We start from the raw sequence: 19,829 nt of genomic DNA on the forward strand, positions 1-19,829 counted from the left end.
GTGGGGAATAGGGAGTAGGGAGTAGGGAGTAAGAAACCCCACTCACTACTCCCCAACGCCAGTCGCCTCAAGCCGGGAGACCCGTCCACGGCGCTGGTGGCTCGTCACCACTCCCCGTGCGTAGCGCTTGACTACTTCCAATCCTTACCAATACGAATTGTTAGGTCAGATTCGAGGTCGCCGGTAGAGGAGACTTCGATATTACCTAAGCCTAAAATATTTTGTAGGTCAACTCCTGCTTGGTGGTTTCCTTTTTGGACAACAATCTGAGTTTGGCGTTGGGTATCGGGCCAATCAGCTGTTGTGTTAATTTTTGTAAAGCCCTTTTGTTTGAGATATTTGATAACTTTTTCAGTTAGCTGAGGTTGATTGGAAGCATTTTGAATAGTAATTTTGAGGTTCTGGACTGGTCGGACATCTGGCTTAACACCAGTCAGATTCACGCCAACGTAATCATTCAATAACCTTTGTTGTCCGGTCATATCCAGCCAATAGCTATCTGGATCTTGGCTTAAACGGCTGAAAATACCTGGCAACATCGTCATTTGGAAATTATCTCGCTCCACATTGACAGAGAAGTTGACCAGCGCCATCATTTCTTCCATCTTCAGGTTGGTATCAAAATATTTCCGCATCATCCGGGTTAATTGCGGCAACCTGGGTACAACAGTGGGGTTATTCAGACGATTGACTAATCCTGATAACAATGCTTGCTGACGCTGCACTCTCGGCAAATCTCCCATCCCTGGATCGCGGTATCGGGCAAATTCCTCTGCTTGTTCGCCGTTGAGGGTTTGCCAGCCTCTAACTAAAGATGTTTGTCCAGAGGAGTCTTGGTATTCCATCGAACTAGGCACGTAGACCTCGACACCACCCAATTGATCTACCAACTGGCGTAAGCCGCTGGTGGAGATGCGAATATAGCGATCGATAGGCGCATTATTCAAGGTACGACTGACTACCCGTGCTGCCAAGACTGGACCACCTTGAGCGTTAGCATCGGATACTTTGGTCAATCCCTTTTCCGGAATTGAGATCATCGTATCTCTGGGAATTGAAAGTACCCGAATCGATTTGTCGCTGGGGTTTAAGCGTACCAGCAGCATCGTATCGCTTTTGCCTGCAAAGCTTTCTGGTGAACCATCAACAGTGCCTTGAGTTGGTTCAATGCCCATGATTAAAATATTCATCGGGCGTGAAAGCTGATATTGAGAGAGTCTGTCTGCCAACTCTCCCGGCATTGGCATTTTTTGCGGATCTTTACCGGCGAGAAGTTCTTCATCGGTTCGATCCAAATCGCTCCATAGTGGAGTCCACAGCGCCAATGTGGAAACGAGCAAACCAGATAAGACGATGCCTAAAACTGCTGTGAGTATCCACAACAACCAGCGAGGCATACTTAAACCCAAGCGATCGTAAAGCTCGTTGGGAATGGAACTTACCGATTCGACAACGCTACGGTTCGATAAAGGCTGTTTTAGCTCGATTTCATCCTGTACATCAGGTCTAAGCTGATTTTCTGGCAGTTCTACCTGATTTTCCGGCAGTTCTACTTGATGCGGCGTTACTTGATTTTCTGAAAATTGTACTTGTTTTATCACGATTATCTCCCCACTCAACCACTCCCTAAACGTATGTTAATCCAAGCTACAAAACTTGCCAGTGGAAATCGTCACAGTACACTTGTAATGTTCGTTGCTTAGATTTGTATGACATAATGAATACTCCATTTTTCCCCGTAATTCTTGCAGGTGGTAAAGGTGAACGTTTTTGGCCTTTGAGTCGCGTTTTGCGACCAAAGCAATTTTTAAGTCTCGATGGTAGCTCTAGAAGTCTCCTACAGGCAACTGCCGATCGCCTGTTACAAATTGCCGACGGTTGGCAGAATTTATGGGTAATAACTTCTAGTCAGTTAGCTCAAGGAGTCGTCGAACAACTACCATTACTGCCATCTGAAAATTTACTTGTCGAGTCACAGGGAAGGGACACTGCCGCAGCTGTCGCTTGGGCAAGTTTGTCAATTAAAAAGCGTTACGGAGAAGAGGCGATTATCGGCTTTTTCCCCGCTGACCACTGGATTGCTGACCTAGAAGCGTTTGCAGCTACTTTAAGTGCTGCAACTCAACTTGCGGCAAGTTCAGAAGCGATCGTCACACTGGGGATCAAGCCTACTTTTCCATCAACTGGCTACGGCTACATTGAAGAAGGCGAAAAGATTGGTAGCTTTGATGAGTTGCCTTTCTTTCACGTTAATCGCTTTACTGAAAAACCAGACCGAGAAACGGCAGAAAAGTTTCTTGCTACGAAACGCTTTAGCTGGAATAGCGGTATGTTTATTTTTCGAGCAGGAGTTGTTCTCAAAGAACTGCATACCCACGCTCCGGAAATTATTCAGCCGCTAGAACAACAGGGTGAGGAAGATGTTTATCCGCAGTTGCCTAAAAAGAGTATAGACTATGCCCTAATGGAAAAAACAAGTATAGCCTATGTATTGCCGGTTGAATTTGGTTGGGATGATTTAGGTGATTGGAATGCGATCGAACGTTTACTTAAAAAAGAAGAGAATCCCAATGTGGAACTAGCTACCCATGTAGGGCTAGATACCCAAGGTGCAGTTATTTACGCTACCGATCCAGAAGATGTAATTGTGACTATCGGTTTAGAGGATGTAGTGATTGTGCGCGATCGCAATGTCACCCTCATTGTCAAAAAAGACCGTACCCAAGAAATCAAGCAAATCCTCAAAACCTTACAGAGCGATTCCCGATTTACCGAACTCTTGTAAAAGTTAAAACCCTTGGCAGAGGCGCAAAAGCTAGCATCTCCATTATAACTTGAATATCTGTTATTTTTTCTAACAGTTATGCAAGTCTATAGCCTTGAACCTCTAGCCCAAACAATAGCAATAAACTCAATTATTGCTAACAAAAATTATACTTATCCTCACAAAGGATTTTTTCATCCCCATCGTCTATTACACGGTGGGGATTCCTGCTCAGATTAAGTCAAAAGAATGCTCATCAATCAAACTTAGACAAAAACTCTAAAATCATATGTACAAAGCTTACTCGGGTAGCAATAACTTCAGGTGCATTATTATCCCCTGCTACTTACCTCTTTAACTTCTACTTTATTCTTTCTTCGCGTCCTTCGTGTCTTCGCGGTTCGTTAAAATCATGTTCCTCACTCAAACAGTTCCTCGTCAAAGAGATATCATCGAAGTCCTATTCCGCAACGGCTGGGACTACATGCGAAGGGTACTCACCGGTGCGAAAGCCGACGATCCCCAGCTACCCCCACCGGCAGTATTGAAAAACATCCTGGTGGATTTGGGACCAGTTTATGTCAAACTAGGTCAGCTACTTTCTACCCGTCCAGACTTACTTAGCGGAGCCTATATTGATGAATTATCAACCCTACAAGATGAAGTCCCAGCAGTTCCTTGGGCAGATATTGAAGTACTGATTCGCAAGCAATTGAAACGTCCTTTAGAAGAAACTTTCGCCATCATTAATCCTGTACCGGTGGCAGCAGGATCAATTGCTCAAACCCATCGAGCAACACTAGCAGATGGTCGAGAAGTAGCGCTAAAAGTGCAACGTCCGGGAATAGATTTAACGGTTGCTCAAGATATCGCTTTAATTCAAGGAATTGCCGATTTAGTTGCTCGAACTGAATTTGGGCAAAACTATGAAATTAAAGCGATCGCCGAAGAATTTACCAAAGCTTTAGAAGCCGAGTTAGATTTTACACGCGAAGCCGGTTACACCGACCAGCTACGGCGCAATTTATCCCAGAGTCGTTGGTACGATCCCACTAAAATAGTAGTTGCAAAAATTTACTGGGATTTAACTACAGAAAAATTGATGGTGATGGAGTGGCTCGACGGAGTACCGCTTCTGTCATCGAAATTTAACAAACTGGAAAATGCTGAAGAACTTGCCGCAGAACGCCAAGCAATTACAACTTTGTTATTTCGCGTTTTCTTTCAACAACTATATATAGATGGATTTTTTCACGCCGATCCGCATCCAGGAAATTTATTTTATTTGCGAGATGGTCGGGTTGCCCTTTTAGACTGTGGGATGGTGGGAAGACTCGATCCCCGCACTCAGCAAATATTAACAGAAATGTTGTTGGCGATCGTTGATTTAGATGCTCAAAGGTGCGCTCAGTTAACTTTGCAGCTAGCGGATTCACGTCAACCAGTGATTTTAGCGCGTCTGGAAAATGACTACGATCGCATGTTGCGGAAATATCACAACATGAACTTGTCAGAAATCAACTTCAGTAAAATAATTTATGAAGTTCTGCAAGTTGCCCGCAACAATAAAATCCGTTTGCCGAGCAATATGGGTTTATATGCGAAAACTCTAGCGAATTTAGAGGGTGTAGCGCGGGGATTCAACCCAGAACTTAATTTTATTGATGAAATTAAGCCATTACTGACAGACTTGTTTAGACGGCAGTTGTTTGGTGATAGTCCGGTGCGATCGCTTTTAAGAACAGCGCTGGATCTCAAAAGTCTTTCGTTACAATCTCCCCGGCAAATTGAGTTGCTACTAGACCGAGTGACATCAGAAACCTTACAGTGGAATTTATCGCTACGCGGTTTAGATGGTTTGCGTCGCACTCTTGATGATGTCGCCAACCGACTTTCTTTTAGCATTTTGGTTGGTTCGCTAATTATGGGAGCCGCAATTATTTCTAGCAACCCGCGATCGGATCAGTTATCGTTTTTGAACAACGTACTGTTTGCCGCTGCGAGTTTGTTAGGTTTGTGGTTAATTATTAGTATCTTGCGATCGGGTCGTTTACGTTAAGGCGCAGTAGAGACGTTCCATTGGAACGTCTGTACCAAAAGCGCAGTAGAGACGTTCCATTGGAACGTCTGTACCAAAAGCGCATGCATTATACCAATTTCCGAAAATCCTGATATTAGTAGATATCATTAATCCTGGCTGATGATTTTTTATTTATCTGAAAATCGCTCTTAATCATCAGATAATTTCGAGCGATCGCCCTTGGCGGCGGCTTCCGCATCGCGTGCATCACCTAAAAGAAAATCTATGTCAATCATCGTTGCTGAAAACCTGAGCAAAGTTTATCCGGTGGCAGTTAAAGAGCCAGGTATAAAAGGGACAATTACCCACTTTTTCCGCCGCACCTACCGACAAATTAAAGCAGTTCAAGATGTTTCCTTTGAAATCGCTCCCGGTGAAGTTGTCGGGTTTTTGGGACCCAATGGTGCTGGTAAAACCACTACACTCAAAATGCTCACAGGGCTGATTCATCCCTCTAGCGGAAATGTCAGAGTATCTGGACAAATTCCCTTTCGGCGTCAAGAGGCTTTTTTGCAAAAAATTACTTTGGTGATGGGACAAAAGCAGCAGTTGATTTGGGATTTACCAGCGCTGGATTCTTTAAAGATTAATGCCGCTGTTTACAATATCTCAGATAAAGAGTTCCGGCGGCGCGTGGGAGAATTAACAGAAATGCTATCGTTGGAAGGAAAGCTTACTCAAGCTGTGCGGAAGCTATCTTTAGGTGAGCGGATGAAAGCGGAACTTTTAGCCGCACTTTTGCACCGTCCCTCTGTGCTGTTTCTCGATGAACCGACGCTAGGACTAGATGTGAATGCTCAAGTTGGGGTGCGGGATTTTTTACGCGAGTACAATCAGCGCTATCAAGCGACGGTGTTATTGACTAGCCATTACATGGCTGATATTACAGCTTTGTGTCAACGGGTGCTATTAATTCACCAAGGAAAGTTGATGTATGACGGTAGCTTGGATGGACTGTTAGAACGTTTCGCTCCTTACCGACAAGTTCATGTAGAGTTAGCTCATCCGCTACCCACAGAAAAACTGATGTCCTACGGTGATGTGAAGCTTTTAGAAGGGCATACACAACAAACCGATGAAAATCTGACATCGGTGTGTTTTGTGGTGTCGCAAGAGGCTCTCACCCGTACTGTGTCGCGAATTTTGGCGGATTTGGCAGTAGTTGATTTAACTGTAACAGAACCACCTGTGGAAGAAGTGATTGGGCGAGTGTTTCAAGCAGGGGTTGTTTAATAATGGGCATGGGGCATAGGGCAATGGGCACGCTCGCATGGGGCATAGGGCAATGGGCATTGGTAATTCCTCCTTGTCTCCTTGTCTCCTTGTCTCCTTGTCTCCTTGTCTCCATTCCCCATTGCCCCATTCCCAAGTTTAATTAGATGATGCTGCCTCTGCCATACGAAAGATGATTTGCTCTAAAGTTCGCAACAATTCTTGCTCATTGTAAGGTTTAGAAAAGTAAGCTCGCGCACCTAATTGCAATGCGAGTTGCCGATGTTTATCACTACTGCGAGATGTTAACATGGCAATCGGGATATTTTTCATATCATTGTTTGATTTAACACGACCTAAAAAGCCGTAACCATCAATGCGCGGCATTTCGATATCACAAATCACCGCTTGAACTTGCAAGCCACTATTAAGTTTATCCAAAGCATCTTGACCATCTTTCGCTTGTTCTACTTGGTATCCTCCTTTTTCGAGAGTCAAAGCCAAAAAGCGCCGGACATTTATTGAGTCATCTACGATCAAAATAGTGCCTTTTTGGTTATCAGGCTGCGGCAAAATTGCTTTATCATCATTAGGTACGAGGAAGGCAGTTTTTAATTTTGTTGATGGCAATTTACTGGTTTTAGGTGTGCGCTGATTAGTGGCAATCCAATACAATAACTCGTTAGCGTTAACTAAAGCCACTACTCGACCATCACCAAGAATTGTACAGTTGCTAAAACCATTAGGCAAAGGTATATTTCCCTCAACTTGGCGGATGGCAACTTCTTGTTCACCCCAACAACGGTCTATTTGCACTGCTACTGGCTGGTTGTTACCTTTGATGATTAAGACATTCGCAGCATTAATCGCCGGGGCAGTTTCTAAATCTGGGCTATTATAACGGGGGCAATTAAATTCTAAGTGCTGTCCTAAGCGAATCAAAGGCAGCATAGTTCCTTGCCAATTGATAACTTCGCTACCACCCATTGGCAAAACTTGCTCGTTTTGGAGTAAGAATATTTCCAAAACTACATCTGTGGGAAATGCCAATAGCATTCGATTACTTTCTACCAGCAGTACTCGTGCTACAGAAAGTGTAAACGGCACTGACATGGTAATAGTGGTTCCAACTCCGAGGACTGTATCAACTTTGACATCTCCCCGGATTTGTTTGAGGTTGTTGCGAACCACATCCATACCGACACCGCGACCGGATAATGTTGTAACTTGGTCGGAGGTGCTAAATCCCGGCTCAAAAATGAGCGATAACAATTCTTCATCACTTGCTTGTGCCAGAAGAGTTGCATCTAAACCCATAGCTGCGGCACGATCGCGAATTTTATCCAAGTCCATGCCACGTCCATCATCACGCATAGTAATGATTGTACGATTACTGCGGTGAGTGGCTTTAATTTCAATCAATGCTTGTTCTGGTTTACCGGCAGCACGACGGGTAGCTGGATCTTCGATGCCGTGATCGAAAGCATTTCTTAATAGATGCATTAAAGGATCGTTTAATGCTTCTAAAATGCTGCGTTCAATTAAAGTGTTGCCACCTTCAACTTTCAACTGAACATTTTTGCCATATTCTACATTCATGTCGCGCAAAGCTCTGGGAAAGCGATCGAGTAAATCTGATAACGGACGCATCCGTATTTGTGTAAGCTTTGTTTGTAAATGCTTTGATGTTTTGTTTAACTTTCTGGCAAATTGATCTGTATCGTCAACACTCAGTTGAATATCAGTTGTGACTTCTTGTACTTGAACAATGGTTTCCATTACCTCTTGCGACAAGAGGCTTAATTCGTTATAGCGATCCATTTCTAAGGTATCAAATCCCCTTTCTAGCTGGGGTGAATAGTCGCTATCGTCAAATGCAAAGTTGTCTGAATTGCCATTACCTGGATATGTTAACGATGGTGAATTCGATGGCACTCCAGCATGAGTAGTAATTTTGTCGTATGCTGTGCGTAGTTCCTGATTTTCGCGCTCTAAAACATGCACTCGCTGGCTAAGATTACGTATGAGTTTGCGTAATCTTTCCATTTGCAAGTTCAGTCCATTACGCTGAATAATTAGTTCCCCAAATAAATCGTTAATTTGCTCAAGTTGTTTGCTGGGAACTCTAACTGTATTTTCATGTTCGCGGTCTTTGCCAACTGCAATTGGCTCTGGTTTGCGTTCAACAAATTTGTAATCTATGGGGGAAAATTCTCTAGAAACGACTACGTTTGGTGGCTCGTCAATAGTAGCGTTGTCCTCGACAATTTCTACTTCCTTTGATTCAAAACTTGCGGCAATTATTTCTGGATTTAGCCAAGCTTCTTCGCTGTCTTCTGTTTCTAAAAGTAGTGGTTCTACTATTTCTGCATCTTTATTATGAGATTCTACCGCATCGCTTGCAAGAAACTCAGCTAGAGCCTCTTGTACTTCTTGATCGTGAGATTCTACCGCACTGCTTGCGAGAAACTCAGCTAGAGCCTCTTGTACATCTTGATCGTGAGATTCTACCGCATCGCTTGCAAGAAACTCAGCTAGAGCCTCTTGTACCTCTTGATCGTGAGATTCTACCGCATCGCTTGCGAGAAACTCAGCTAGAGCCTCTTGTACATCTTGATCGTGAGATTCTACCGCATCGCTTGCGAGAAACTCTGCTAGGGCTTCTTGTACATCTCGATTGTGAGATTCTACCTCATCGCTTGCGAGAAACTCTGCGATCGCATCTTCTGTGGATAGCAGATCCATATTCGCATAACTCAAAGGTGCGATCGTCTCAACTTCGATATCTGTAGGTAAACTATCTCGTTGATTTGTCAGCACCAAAGCTTGCGATCGCCGCCACGCTTGCAATGCTAACCGAGCAATTTCTTCAACTTGTGTATCCGTAACGCTAGCTGCTATGTGATGCGCGATCGACTGACAAAGCTGGGTAAAAGCTGGTAATTGCAACATTTCTCCCAAACCGCCCAATTCAGCTGCCATAATCGCAACTTCTTCTCGCAAGCAAGGTTGTTGACTATCTGCAAATACAGATTCTAGACGTTGCAAACATCCTTCTACTTCTGTTTCAAAAAGCAGAGGTATAATATCTTGCCCTTCATCTGCGGAAAGTATGGTTGAGGCATCTTCTGGGGTAGGATCGCCCAGGCGATCGTGCAGTTCATCAAAAACTGGATAACAAAAAGTTGCTAACCAATCATCTTCAACCACATTACCTTCTGACAGCAATTCCACTATCTGACGCAGCCAATCTACGCCAGATAACAGCAAGCTTTGTAATTGCGTGTCAATTTCTAAAGAGTTTTTTCGCGTCTTTAAGACTTTAAAAGAATCTTCTAAACGGTGAGCCAAATCGCTTAGGGCACGAAACCCCATCATCCCCGCGCCACCTTTGATAGAATGAGCAGCTCTCAGTGCCGCATTAATTTTATCTAATTCGATGCGGTTGGTTGCGTTGATTTCTAGCAATACTTCTTCTAAAGTATTGAGATAATCTGTTGCTTCCTCCAGAAACTGCATCTGGATTTCAAGTTCTTTATCCTTTGACATAGTTTTTGTCCATAGTCAACAGTAAACAGTCAACAGTCAAGAGTCAAAAGTGCGATCGCCCTTTGACTAATGACTGATGACTAATCCACCTTGAAAGTTTCAACAGTTTCCTGTAACTCTTGGGAAATCACCGCAGTTTGTTGCAAAGATTCAGAAACTTGCCGCGAAGAATAGCTGGTGCGCTCTGATACCTTAGCAATTTCTCTCATCAAGTGGCTGACAGTTTGCGAGGTTTCTACCTGCGATGTGGTAGCGGTGGAAATCGACTGTACTAAAGAATCAATTTGGCGGGAAACATCCAAAATTTGACTCAAGCTGTGTTTAGCATCTTCAACAATTCGGGTTCCTTCTACAACTTGAGCGGTTCCCACTTCCATCGCTTGCACAACTTCGCTAGTTTCTCTTTGAATGTTCTCGACAATTTGTTCAATTTCTTTTGTTGCCGCTGCACTTCGGGCAGCTAATTCACCTACTTCTTCCGCAACTACAGCAAAACCTTGACCTTCTTCCCCCGCACGCGCTGCTTCTATGCCGGCGTTGATGGCGAGTAAGTTGGTTTGCATGGCGATTTGATTAATCAAAGATACCACGCGGGAAATTTGTTGGGTAGATTCTCCCAAACGCTTGACTTTTTTCGCTGTTTCGCCTACTGTTTCCCGCAAATGCAGGATATTTTGTACTGTCATATCCATTGCTTTGCCGCTCTTTTTGGCGGTGTGCGAAGCATTTTGAGCAACCTTCGCAGCTTGTTGGGCGTTTTCGGCTACATATTGTATAGAATAGGTCATTTGATCAACAGCATCTAAGGTGCGGTTGATTTCTGAGGCTTGGGTGATAGCATCTTCTGCCAGTTCGCGCATCGCTCCTTGGTTAGAACCGATCGCATAGTTTACTTGATAAGCCGCAAGTTTTACTTGGGTAACAATCAACCGCAAATTTTCCACGATGGAGTTGAAAAAGTCGGCGACGGTGCCAATTTCCCCGGTGGTGACATCAGCCCGCACTGTCAAATCTCCGCTGGCTGCACCTTCTACTTCCCCTAGTAGTTCAAGAAGTTGCATTTGCAAAGCTTCTTTTTGTTGGCGTTCATCTTCAGAACCTTGTTCTGCCTTGTGTCTACCTTGTTCTACTTCTTCTAAAAGTTTAGCTTGTTCTAGGGCATAGCCAACTTGAGTGGCTACCTGCTTAAATAAATCAATTTCTGCTTGTTGCCAAAAACGGGGGCTATCGCATTGATGGGTAATCATTAAACCCACCAATTGCCCGTCTGTAATCATCGGTGCGATTAAATTTGCCTTGACGGAAAATTTTTCCAACATTTTAATGTAACAATTTGCATTTCGCAAGCTTGGCTCTTGATAAATGTTGGCGATCGCTCGCACTCTTCCATCTTTATAAGTTTCTACATGGCGTTCTCGAAAACATGGATCGTCGATTTGCACTCCGATCATTTTCGCATAACCGGGCGCAACTGATTCGGCAACGACCATTCCATCCCAAGTGCTACGATCGAAGTTATAGATAACTACGCGATCGCTTCTCAAGCAAGAGCGAACTTCTCTCACCGCTGTTTTAAAAATATCTTCGCTTTTGAGATTTCGGCGAATCCGCAAAGTAATTTCTGTGATTATTTTTGCTCGTTCTGCATCCAGTTCTTGTTCTTTTAACAACAACTGTAATTGCTCTGCCATCAAATTAATATTTTCACCCAATTCGCCGAATTCGTCTTCTGAGTCTATATCTAAACGCGCAGTCAGTTCACCTTGTCCCAGCCTTGCTACTGTCTGAGTCGCATTCAAAATTGGTTGTGTGGCACGTTTAGCTAACCAAGCTGCAAGCACAGACACCAACAATGTTGTTAATGCCGTCCCACCTAATATAGCCAGAAGTAAGTCTCTTTGCGGCGCAAATGCCGTTGCTGTATCTGTAGCCAAAATTACTTGCCATTTTAAATCTGGCAAACCGTTGAGCTTTTCGCCTGCGTAGCTAACGAGCTGTTCTTTATTGTCAATTTGGTTAATTGTTTTGAATGTGGCTTCTTTTTTTGTGGCTTGTAGGTTCGTCAAGCCAGGAAAATTTCTTCTTGCTTCTCTACCTATTTGCTTCGATTCCGAAGACATAAAAAATTTCCCGGAAGCATCAATCAAATGATATTTTTGCCCCGCAAGAGCGTAATTTTTAATTACCTCTTCTAAATTTTTTACCGACATCTGCGCTCTGACTATGGCGATGGTTTGCCCGGTGACGACATCCTTAACTGGTGCAACAGTGAAAATACTACTTTTATTTGTCGTTTTAGATACTTGTGGTTGGCTAATTAATGGGCGATCGCTTTTTAGCGCTGCTTGAAAGTAATCGCGATCGCTATGGTTGGTGAGTGGTTCTCCTTGGGATTGCAAAATCGGCTCACCATTTAAGTCAAACACAGCAATGCTGTCATAGACTTTATAACTTTCTCTAATCTTGTTTAGTAGTGCTTGTTTATCTTGTTGAGTTGTAACTGTCTTGACGCTGGAATTTGTCAAAATTGGCAGATTAGCCAGCACTTGAATATCGTTATACCGTTCAATCATGAAACGGTTTACTTTGTCTGCCAAGCCTTCGGCTTCAGCTTGTTGTAGCTCGGAAATTTTGTTACTAATCGAAAGGCTTGCAATGTGATAAGCTAAACTACCAATACCTAATACAGGCAGCGTGCTGATAGCGATCGCCAAAACTGTAGCTTTGCTACGCAAATTGAGGCGTTTGAAAGCAGTTAAGGCACGATTCAAGGGAGAATTGGCATTTTTTGGCGATCGCGCATTGCTTCTCAATCGTGGTATATTACTATCCGTGATTTCCGATGATACTTCAGACGAAATAAACGATGCGTTTTTATCAGCATCACTACTCTTAGCCGAATCAGTTTTATTAAACATAAAGTAATTTGCTTGAATAGGTTTATCTAAAAACCAAAAATCCGTTCTTTTAGTAGTACACCCTAATCATTACGAAGAATCGAAGACTGGACAATTGCCTGTGCATCTAATACCAGCAAGATTTCTTTGTGTTGCACAAAGCATCCACGTAAATAGGGAACTAAACTAGATGCAACTTGTCCTATAGGAGAGTGGATTTCATCCGGCGTAAACTTGGTAGTACCTGTGATTTCTTGCACCACTAAACCCAAAAGCACTGATTCCACTCGAATAATTATCACATTGTATTGCCGCTGTCTATAATCTAGGCTTTCTAGATTCAGCATTTTTGACAGATCAACTGCCCAAACTATCCGACTGCGCCAATTCATCAATCCCAGTACGCAAGCTGGCATACTGGGAATTGCAGCTACAGACTCAACAGAAACAACAATCGCTTCTTGCGTGTGCTTCATTGATAATACAGCAGCCGTCTGGCGATTTAATTGAAACCTAAGATAGCCATCTCCTAAGTTATTTTGAGCTTCTTTGCCAGAGAGTATAGTCTTTGAACTATTCATTTATTCAAATCGCTACTGATTTAATTGCCCGCAGAAGTTGTTCGCGAGTATACGGCTTAGTTACATAGGCATCAGCACCTTGTCTCATTGCCCACAATCGATCAATTTCCTGATTTTTAGAACTGCAAATCACTATCGGTACTTTTTGAGTAATGGGATTTCTTTTGAGAGAACGACACAACTCAAACCCGCTCATTCCCGGCATTACTACGTCGGTAACAATTACGTCTGGCTGTTCTGACACAGCTTTTTCTAAAGCTTCTTTTGCACCGCTTGCTTTTATCACGTTGTAACCACTCTCGTTCAGATAATGGCTCATTAGTTCCAATTCACTGGGGGAATCTTCAACAATCAGAATTGTGCCAAGCAAAGTTAGACTCACTCCTAAATCTCCTAAAAAAGTAATTTTGGACTATTAAAGTTACTTTTTATAATTTTTACTCCTTATAAGTTATCAGTTAACCAATGTGTTTAAACACCATTTTCAGCAATTCGGGTTGAGTGAAAGGCTTAGTTAAATAGCCTGATGCCCTAACCATCTTTGCCTTGGCTCTATCTATAAATCCTGTTCTGCCCGTTACCATAATGATAGGTGTATTTTTGAACGCTGAATGCCTCCGCAACAAAGAACATAACTCGTAGCCGTCTAAATTCGGCATTTCCACGTCTAATAAGATCAGATCGGGCTTGCTGCGAAGAATTTGCATCAACGCTTTCACCGGATCGTTAATCATGACAACTGAAAATGTGTTCTCCTCCAAAAAGTTCTTGATGGAATTTAAGACTGTTTGGCTATCATCAATGCAGGCAACTGTATACAGTTTTTTGCTAGCAGTTTGCGCTGGCATTTTATTATTGTTACTATCTTGATTATCAAAATTGCTTTGCTTTGGCAATGGTTGCCCAAGCTGCATTAGTTGGGGTTGAGATTGCGGCAGGTTGGTTGCTTTTTCCCCACTTGTTTGTCCAGGGGAAGGAAGTGGTGACTGGCTATTTTGCTGACTTCTTAATCGCTTTTGACAGTGTTCGACTAACAACCGCAAATCCAAGCTAGAGAATTTTGGCAGTTGATTTAAGCTATTCTCAGCAATAAACTCATAGCTTCCTTCTTTTAAGGTAAGAAATAACTCGAGTACTTCTTTAGCCAAGTTCTCTATCAGCGTTCCTGCTTGCGAAGAAGTGATACGATCTTGATTAACTAACCAGCAAATAGCTTGATAATCTGCATCTGATGTCCGCTGATTTTCTCCCTTCGGTTCAAACATCAGCCGCATCTGCACGCGAGTCGCACTGTTGAGAGCGGGAATTTGCTGACTCAACTGTTGTAAATGGTTATCCAGCCGCTCAAATAACTTATCTGAATAAGAGGCGTAAGTAAGTTTACCGTCCTCTAGATAGATTGACCAAGAAACACTCCCGGTAAATATCCGTAAGCAACCTGTAGCACGGCGACTGGTTAGTTGTGCTAACAGAGATAGCGGGTGTAGTTTCTGGGAAAACTTGTAGCTACCTATAGGAGTTGTGCTCATTTTACTTTTACTAGGGATAATTTCGATACATTTAATCTAAAATTGTACAGAGGTTTTGACAATTTTAATCAAATATTGATATCATAACTGCTGTAGCTTAAAAGACAAACATTCTAGCGCTATTTTGTGGCAAAGCTTAATGGTAGGAAGGTTTTCTATCTATTAAATTTTAGTAAGAGTGTTAATTTACTTACCTGAGATTAACAAACATTCTTTGAGAATAATCACAAAAAATGTAAAGACTAAATAAAGGCAGTCACCTATAGGTAAATGTCCTATAGTCCTAACCGCAATAATAATGTCTTCGGTCACAAGTTCCAACAGGTAACTTGTAGTATTAATACTTAAAGATTTTTTTGCTATCAGAAAATATAAAGTAAAATTAATAAAAAGTAACTTTACTTATTGTTAACAAGAATGATGTTCTCACCGTTACTTGAGATTTAAAATGCGATCGCTCGTAATATATGTAATATATTTTTTCGACAAAGTATATTTTCACGCTGTTTGACTCGTTTTCAAGCGCTTTGCCTGAGAATGTGATATAGGAGAACTGCTGCCTCCAGCTTTCACACTTAGGAATGAATCAACCTTTAAACTGCATTCTTGCCTAAACAAGATGCAGTAGAAGCTGACAGTCGCCGCTGAAACGATTATTTAAGTATAAATTGTGGTCAGTAAACTACAAATTTTTCATAGTGCGGATAAAAGGACTTGAACCTTCACTCCTCTCGGAACTAGAACCTAAATCTAGCGCGTCTGCCAATTCCGCCATATCCGCATCAGTTTTCTATATTAGCATAACAAATCATCTGTGGCAATAGGGAATGGGGAATTGGGCATGGGGCATGGGGCATGGGGCATGGGGGCAGGGGGAGTTAAAATTAGCAATGCCCAATGACGGCAGGTGCTACAACGCGGGGAACCCGCGCAACGCACTGCCTCCCCAATGCCCAATGACGGCAGGTGCTACAACGCGGGGAACCCGCGCAACGCACTGCCTCCCCAATGCCCATTGCCCAATGCCCTATGCCCAATTTTCAATCAAATCACACCAACACGAGGCAGACGATGTTTGAATCCGCAGAGAATTTCCCAAGAAATAGTGTTTAATTGTTCTGCCCAATCGTCGGCGGAGATTTTTTCTTTTCCCTCTTCCCCAAGTAAGGTGACTATTTCGCCTTCTTGTATATTTGGTAAAGTGCTGACATCGAGCATTAATTGATCCATCGTAATTGCGCCAATCTGTGGGACTCGTCTGCCTTGAATTAATACTTGCATTTTGCCGGAGAGATTGCGAGGAACTCCATCAGCGTAACCAATACCGACGACGGCAAGGCGCATTTCGTGTGGGGCAATAAATTGATGACCGTAGCTGACACCAGTGCCGGCAGCGATGGTTTTGATGTGGGTGACTCGCGCTTTTAATTGTAAAACTGGCTTTAAGTCGAGACGCGATCGCAAGTGAACAGCTGGCGAAAGCCCGTATATAGCTAGCCCGACACGCACCATATCATAATGTAAAGCCGGATCTGCAAGAGTAGCGGCTGAATTTGCCAAATGTAAACTTGCTGGTTGTATTCCCAAAGCTTTAACTTGGGCGATCGCCTCATCAAATCGTTGATGCTGTTGTATCATCACTTGCGGATCGGGACTATCTGCGGTTGCCAAGTGAGAATAAATGCTTTTTATTTCTAAATGAGGCAAAGAATGTACTAACTGGACAAACTCACCTGCTTGCTGCCAATTTGTACCTAATCTAGACATTCCCGTGTCTAGTTTGATGTGTACGGGGATGGAGTCAGTAAATTTAATCGCTTCTAAAGTGTCGGAAAATATTAGTGCTTGCTTTGGGCTGCACAGTGTAGGCTGAAGTTTCCAGTGAGCGATCGCGTGAATTTGCTCTAATGTATGAGTTGCTCCTAAAATCAAAATCGGAGCTTTAATTCCTGCTTCGCGTAATTGAATACCCTCTGGAACCGTAGCGACTCCTAACCAACTTGCCCCGGATTGTAACACTGTCTGAGCGACTGTTACAGATCCATGTCCATAAGCATCAGCTTTCACCACTGCCATTAACTCAGTACGTGGCGATAACAAACTTCGCAACTGATGTACATTAAAAGATAAAGCACCTAAATCAATTTCCACCCAAGCGCGTTGCGAGAACCACGCATAGGTGTCGCACTGCTGATTTTGCGCCACACTATGAGTTTGCTTGCGACTTAACATTTTGACTTTCTCCTATCACACCATTTTGATAGATATCTGTGACTATCTAGTTATTCCACCGCTAGAAGCACTCATCAGATTTAATCAGAAAGTTTACCTTTCGTCACTTTATTAGCACAAGCTGATAATTTGATGCTGCCAAAATTCACTAAAGTATCATTTTTCACTTTCCCTTGTCCCCCTTGTCCCCAAGTCGTCCCCCTTGTCCCCAAGTTGTCCCCCACTCCCCCACTCCCCCACTCCCCCACTCCCCACTCCCCACTCTCCACTCCCCACTCCCCCAAAAAGACTTATCAAAAATATCTAAATTCTGCCGGAAGTATAATTTATTCTCATCTTCCAAGCCGAGTATAATTGTGTTAATATATGTAAAACTAATACATTGAGCGTTAATCAATGGGGAAGGTTTTAGTCCTTAACGCCTCTTACGAACCGCTCAACATCACAAGCTGGCGTCGCGCGGTGGTTTTGTTGATCAAAGGCAAGGCAGAGCGGGTGGAACACAACGGGAAATTTTTGTATTCGGAATTTCCGCTACCAACTGTGATCCGCTTGCGCCATTACGTGCGCGTTCCCTACAAGGAAATACCTCTTACTCGCCGAAATATATTGCATCGTGACGGTCACACTTGTCAATACTGCGGTTACACAGGAGACGAGTTGACGCTAGACCACGTTTTACCGCGATCGCGTCGTGGTGGCGATACCTGGGATAACATTGTTACAGCTTGTGTCCGCTGCAATGTTAAAAAAGGCAACCGCACGCCTCACGAAGCTAACATGCCTTTGCGTCATCCGCCCAGACAGCCTTATAGCAGCCTCTACTTTGAGGTCAGCAAACATCTTAAAAGTGGACTACACCAAGAGTGGCAAAAATATGTTATAGGACTTTGATAATTATTTTTCCTTTCTACACAGCAGTTGGAAGAAAGTAAGCGTTTTTGTCGCATATTCCCAGGACAGACATTTTAACTTTCCTTTGGAGGTTATGAACTGTTCTAGAGATAACGCCGCATTCTAGCTTTATGTGTGAAAATTTTGCCACATCATCTGCCGAAGCTGTCAGCGAAAATAAGCGTGCGAACTAACGTGGCTTTTAATTATACATCAAAGTGCTACCAAGTAACTAAGGTACGCTCTGGCAAAAGCGGAATATTTAGACGCAAACATTAACAGCCCGTTTTTGCGCTCGAAATAATTGTTAATTGTTGATTTCGCTTTTAGCGGGAAGTAGAGACTAGTAGACATATATAAAAATTAAAAAGTCGCGCAAGAAGATTGAAAGGTTCTCAGTTGAGGCTTTTTTGCGAGAACTTTACGCCAAATTAAAAAACCTGTATTCTGAGCTTATGGCTCATTTTCATCCAGTGTACTAGTAATAGCAACATAGATAGGAAAAAGTTTCAAACCTCATAAGTTATAGTTTTTGCCTAATTGTAAAGATTAATCTTTACGATTAGCCTTGGGAAAAAAATCAACTTGCAGACACAGTGCTAGGCTGCAAAGATTTTGCGAAGATCGTACTTGGTGTGGCGAAACCAATAAATGAGCAGTTGTATTTATTAACAAATAAATTTAAATCCAGCCTCACACTCACAAAAAAAGTTGTTTATGCAATTAAATTCTCACCGTACTCAATTGAAAAGCTTGTCATTGACTTCGGAAGTCAACCCTGATGATTTGGAAATAACCCAAGAAGCGATTGAGCTTCCAACCACAAAGCCGTCGTTTGTGACAAGTGACGGAAATAATTCTTTTGCTGGACGTAATAGCGAGGGAAATCAGAAGTCCGAACAATTGCGTCATACGCTTACAGCACACCGACACGATCGCCAGCTGATAATTCTACAAGATTTTCCTGACCCGGATGCTCTTTCTTCTGCTTGGGCTTATCAGTTAATTGCCCAGCAATACGATATAAAATGTGAAATCATTTACGCTGGCACACTCTCGCATCAAGAAAACATTGCCTTAGTCAAGCTGACAGGTTTACCGGCACAGCGTTGGTCAGTGCAAACCTTGAGAAGCAAGGATTTGTCATATTATCAAGGTTTCGTATTAATCGATAACCAAGGAACGACCAGTCAACTATTGCCAGTAGTGCAGCAGGCAGGAATGCCACTAGTAGCGGTCATCGATCATCATAGTTCACAAGGAGAACTGAAGTCAGAATTTGTTGATATCCGTCCTTTTGTGCGAGCGACGGCAACAATTTTTACGCAGTACTTACAAGCAGGGTTACTGAACTTAGATAATGGCACAAATCAGCATATAAAATGCGCTACTGCCTTGATGCATGGCTTGCGATCTGATACAAATCGTCTGATGCAAGCGCAAGAAGAGGACTTTATGGCAGCTGCGTATCTGAGTCGATTTTGTGACGTACAATTGCTGAACGCGGTACTTCAGGCAAATCGTTCCAAACCTGTGATGGATGTGATTGAGCGATCGCTTAAAAATCGCATCGTCCAAAATAACTTTTCCATTGCGGGTGTGGGGTATCTACGCTACGATGACCGCGATGCCATCCCCCAAGCGGCAGATTTTTTGGTGACAGAAGAAAACGTTCATACCGCCGTAGTTTACGGCATTGTTCACGATGAAGATGACGAACTCGAAGTAGTTGTCGGTTCTTTGAGAACTACCAAACTTACTCTAGACCCCGACGAGTTTATCAAAGAAGCTTTTGGGCAAGATAGCTCAGGACGCTTTTTTGGTGGTGGGAGAACCAGCGCAGGGGGTTTTGAGATTCCGATGGGTTTCTTATCTGGAGGCAACGAAAATTCTGCCTATGCGAGGATGAAATGGGAAGTCTTCGATGCCCAAATTAAGCAAAAGTTGCTGCGGTTGGTAAATCCTAAAGATAATTTGATTCAAGCTGAGTAGGGATAGTGGATAGTGGGTAATGGGGCATGGGGCATGGGGCATGGGGCATGGGGCATGGGGCATGGAAAAAGAATTATTACCCATTACCCATTCCCAATT

General features: G+C 43.0%; 15 protein-coding genes and 1 tRNA gene. 6 read left to right on the forward strand and 10 right to left on the reverse strand.

Features of this window, described 5'->3' with window-relative positions; all coding sequences use genetic code 11:
- Positions 1 to 131 precede the first annotated feature (131 nt).
- Positions 132 to 1,601 (reverse strand): LCP family protein, encoded by a 1,470-nt coding sequence (locus AABK37_RS04960; RefSeq protein WP_432550490.1) that lies wholly within the window; start codon positions 1,599 to 1,601, stop codon positions 132 to 134.
- Positions 1,602 to 1,717: 116 nt separating this feature from the next.
- Here AABK37_RS04960 and AABK37_RS04965 point away from each other — a divergent pair, with 116 nt between their 5' ends.
- The 3 genes from AABK37_RS04965 (at position 1,718) to AABK37_RS04975 (ending at position 6,077) form a co-directional block, all read left to right on the forward strand.
- On the forward strand, positions 1,718 to 2,785 hold the full coding sequence (locus AABK37_RS04965; RefSeq protein WP_432550491.1) for a mannose-1-phosphate guanylyltransferase: 1,068 nt from the start codon (positions 1,718 to 1,720) through the stop codon (positions 2,783 to 2,785).
- A 391-nt stretch (positions 2,786 to 3,176) separates the two neighbouring features.
- Positions 3,177 to 4,823, forward strand: a complete 1,647-nt coding sequence (locus AABK37_RS04970) for an ABC1 kinase family protein (protein ID WP_432550492.1) — start codon at positions 3,177 to 3,179, stop codon at positions 4,821 to 4,823.
- 246 nt (positions 4,824 to 5,069) lie between these two features.
- Positions 5,070 to 6,077 (forward strand): ABC transporter ATP-binding protein, encoded by a 1,008-nt coding sequence (locus AABK37_RS04975; RefSeq protein ID WP_432550493.1) that lies wholly within the window; start codon positions 5,070 to 5,072, stop codon positions 6,075 to 6,077.
- On the opposite strand, the gene AABK37_RS04980 is transcribed toward AABK37_RS04975, so the two are convergent.
- From AABK37_RS04980 to AABK37_RS05010, 7 genes are all read right to left on the reverse strand, one after another.
- Positions 6,074 to 6,199, reverse strand: coding sequence for a histidine kinase (locus AABK37_RS04980; protein WP_432550494.1), 126 nt, complete (start codon positions 6,197 to 6,199; stop codon positions 6,074 to 6,076). The genes AABK37_RS04975 and AABK37_RS04980 overlap by 4 nt on opposite strands.
- A gap of 16 nt (positions 6,200 to 6,215) precedes the next feature.
- Positions 6,216 to 9,605, reverse strand: a complete 3,390-nt coding sequence (locus tag AABK37_RS04985; RefSeq protein ID WP_432550495.1) for a response regulator — start codon at positions 9,603 to 9,605, stop codon at positions 6,216 to 6,218.
- Between the two features lie 80 nt (positions 9,606 to 9,685).
- Positions 9,686 to 12,523 carry a methyl-accepting chemotaxis protein gene (locus AABK37_RS04990; protein WP_432550496.1) on the reverse strand — a complete coding sequence of 946 codons (2,838 nt, stop codon included), beginning with the start codon at positions 12,521 to 12,523 and terminating at the stop codon, positions 9,686 to 9,688.
- A gap of 62 nt (positions 12,524 to 12,585) precedes the next feature.
- Entirely contained in the window at positions 12,586 to 13,083 is a 498-nt protein-coding gene (locus tag AABK37_RS04995; RefSeq protein WP_039742855.1) for a chemotaxis protein CheW, read from the reverse strand.
- Positions 13,084 to 13,087: 4 nt separating this feature from the next.
- Positions 13,088 to 13,465 (reverse strand): response regulator, encoded by a 378-nt coding sequence (locus AABK37_RS05000; RefSeq protein WP_039742853.1) that lies wholly within the window; start codon positions 13,463 to 13,465, stop codon positions 13,088 to 13,090.
- A gap of 76 nt (positions 13,466 to 13,541) precedes the next feature.
- Positions 13,542 to 14,612 carry a response regulator gene (locus AABK37_RS05005; protein WP_432550497.1) on the reverse strand — a complete coding sequence of 357 codons (1,071 nt, stop codon included), beginning with the start codon at positions 14,610 to 14,612 and terminating at the stop codon, positions 13,542 to 13,544.
- Positions 14,613 to 15,311: 699 nt separating this feature from the next.
- Positions 15,312 to 15,393 (reverse strand) — tRNA-Leu (locus AABK37_RS05010).
- Positions 15,394 to 15,439: 46 nt separating this feature from the next.
- Between AABK37_RS05010 and AABK37_RS05015 the strand changes: the two genes are divergently transcribed.
- Positions 15,440 to 15,691: a hypothetical protein gene (locus AABK37_RS05015; RefSeq protein WP_432550498.1), complete on the forward strand. Its 252-nt coding sequence runs from the start codon at positions 15,440 to 15,442 to the stop codon at positions 15,689 to 15,691.
- Here the strand turns inward: AABK37_RS05015 and alr are convergent.
- The gene (gene alr, locus AABK37_RS05020) at positions 15,657 to 16,844 is read right to left on the reverse strand and encodes an alanine racemase (protein WP_432550499.1); all 1,188 of its coding nucleotides are present in this window, start codon (positions 16,842 to 16,844) and stop codon (positions 15,657 to 15,659) included. The two genes, AABK37_RS05015 and alr, sit on opposite strands and share 35 nt — an antisense overlap.
- Before the next feature lie 80 nt (positions 16,845 to 16,924).
- Positions 16,925 to 17,113, reverse strand: coding sequence for a hypothetical protein (locus AABK37_RS05025; RefSeq protein WP_432550500.1), 189 nt, complete (start codon positions 17,111 to 17,113; stop codon positions 16,925 to 16,927).
- Positions 17,114 to 17,240: 127 nt separating this feature from the next.
- Here AABK37_RS05025 and AABK37_RS05030 point away from each other — a divergent pair, with 127 nt between their 5' ends.
- Both AABK37_RS05030 and AABK37_RS05035 read left to right on the forward strand, forming a co-directional pair.
- Entirely contained in the window at positions 17,241 to 17,738 is a 498-nt protein-coding gene (locus tag AABK37_RS05030) for an HNH endonuclease (protein WP_039742791.1), read from the forward strand.
- A gap of 717 nt (positions 17,739 to 18,455) precedes the next feature.
- Positions 18,456 to 19,730 (forward strand): DHH family phosphoesterase, encoded by a 1,275-nt coding sequence (locus tag AABK37_RS05035; protein WP_432550501.1) that lies wholly within the window; start codon positions 18,456 to 18,458, stop codon positions 19,728 to 19,730.
- Positions 19,731 to 19,829: the final 99 nt, after the last annotated feature.

This window comes from Tolypothrix sp. VBCCA 56010, assembly GCF_050875635.1.
Taxonomy (GTDB): Bacteria; Cyanobacteriota; Cyanobacteriia; order Cyanobacteriales; family Nostocaceae; genus Hassallia.

Bases quoted from the DNA above. Each gene is read 5' to 3' on its own strand.
- AABK37_RS04980 (WP_432550494.1), bottom strand. From the start codon at position 6,199: ATGGGGAATGGAGACAAGGAGACAAGGAGACAAGGAGACAAGGAGACA.
- AABK37_RS04985 (WP_432550495.1), bottom strand. From the start codon at position 9,605: ATGTCAAAGGATAAAGAACTTGAAATCCAGATGCAGTTTCTGGAGGAA.
- AABK37_RS05015 (WP_432550498.1), top strand. From the start codon at position 15,440: ATGGGGAATTGGGCATGGGGCATGGGGCATGGGGCATGGGGGCAGGGG.
- AABK37_RS04965 (WP_432550491.1), top strand. From the start codon at position 1,718: ATGAATACTCCATTTTTCCCCGTAATTCTTGCAGGTGGTAAAGGTGAA.
- AABK37_RS05030 (WP_039742791.1), top strand. From the start codon at position 17,241: ATGGGGAAGGTTTTAGTCCTTAACGCCTCTTACGAACCGCTCAACATC.
- alr (WP_432550499.1), bottom strand. From the start codon at position 16,844: ATGTTAAGTCGCAAGCAAACTCATAGTGTGGCGCAAAATCAGCAGTGC.
- AABK37_RS04995 (WP_039742855.1), bottom strand. From the start codon at position 13,083: ATGAATAGTTCAAAGACTATACTCTCTGGCAAAGAAGCTCAAAATAAC.
- AABK37_RS04970 (WP_432550492.1), top strand. From the start codon at position 3,177: ATGTTCCTCACTCAAACAGTTCCTCGTCAAAGAGATATCATCGAAGTC.
- AABK37_RS04990 (WP_432550496.1), bottom strand. From the start codon at position 12,523: ATGTTTAATAAAACTGATTCGGCTAAGAGTAGTGATGCTGATAAAAAC.
- AABK37_RS05035 (WP_432550501.1), top strand. From the start codon at position 18,456: ATGCAATTAAATTCTCACCGTACTCAATTGAAAAGCTTGTCATTGACT.
- AABK37_RS05005 (WP_432550497.1), bottom strand. From the start codon at position 14,612: ATGAGCACAACTCCTATAGGTAGCTACAAGTTTTCCCAGAAACTACAC.
- AABK37_RS04975 (WP_432550493.1), top strand. From the start codon at position 5,070: ATGTCAATCATCGTTGCTGAAAACCTGAGCAAAGTTTATCCGGTGGCA.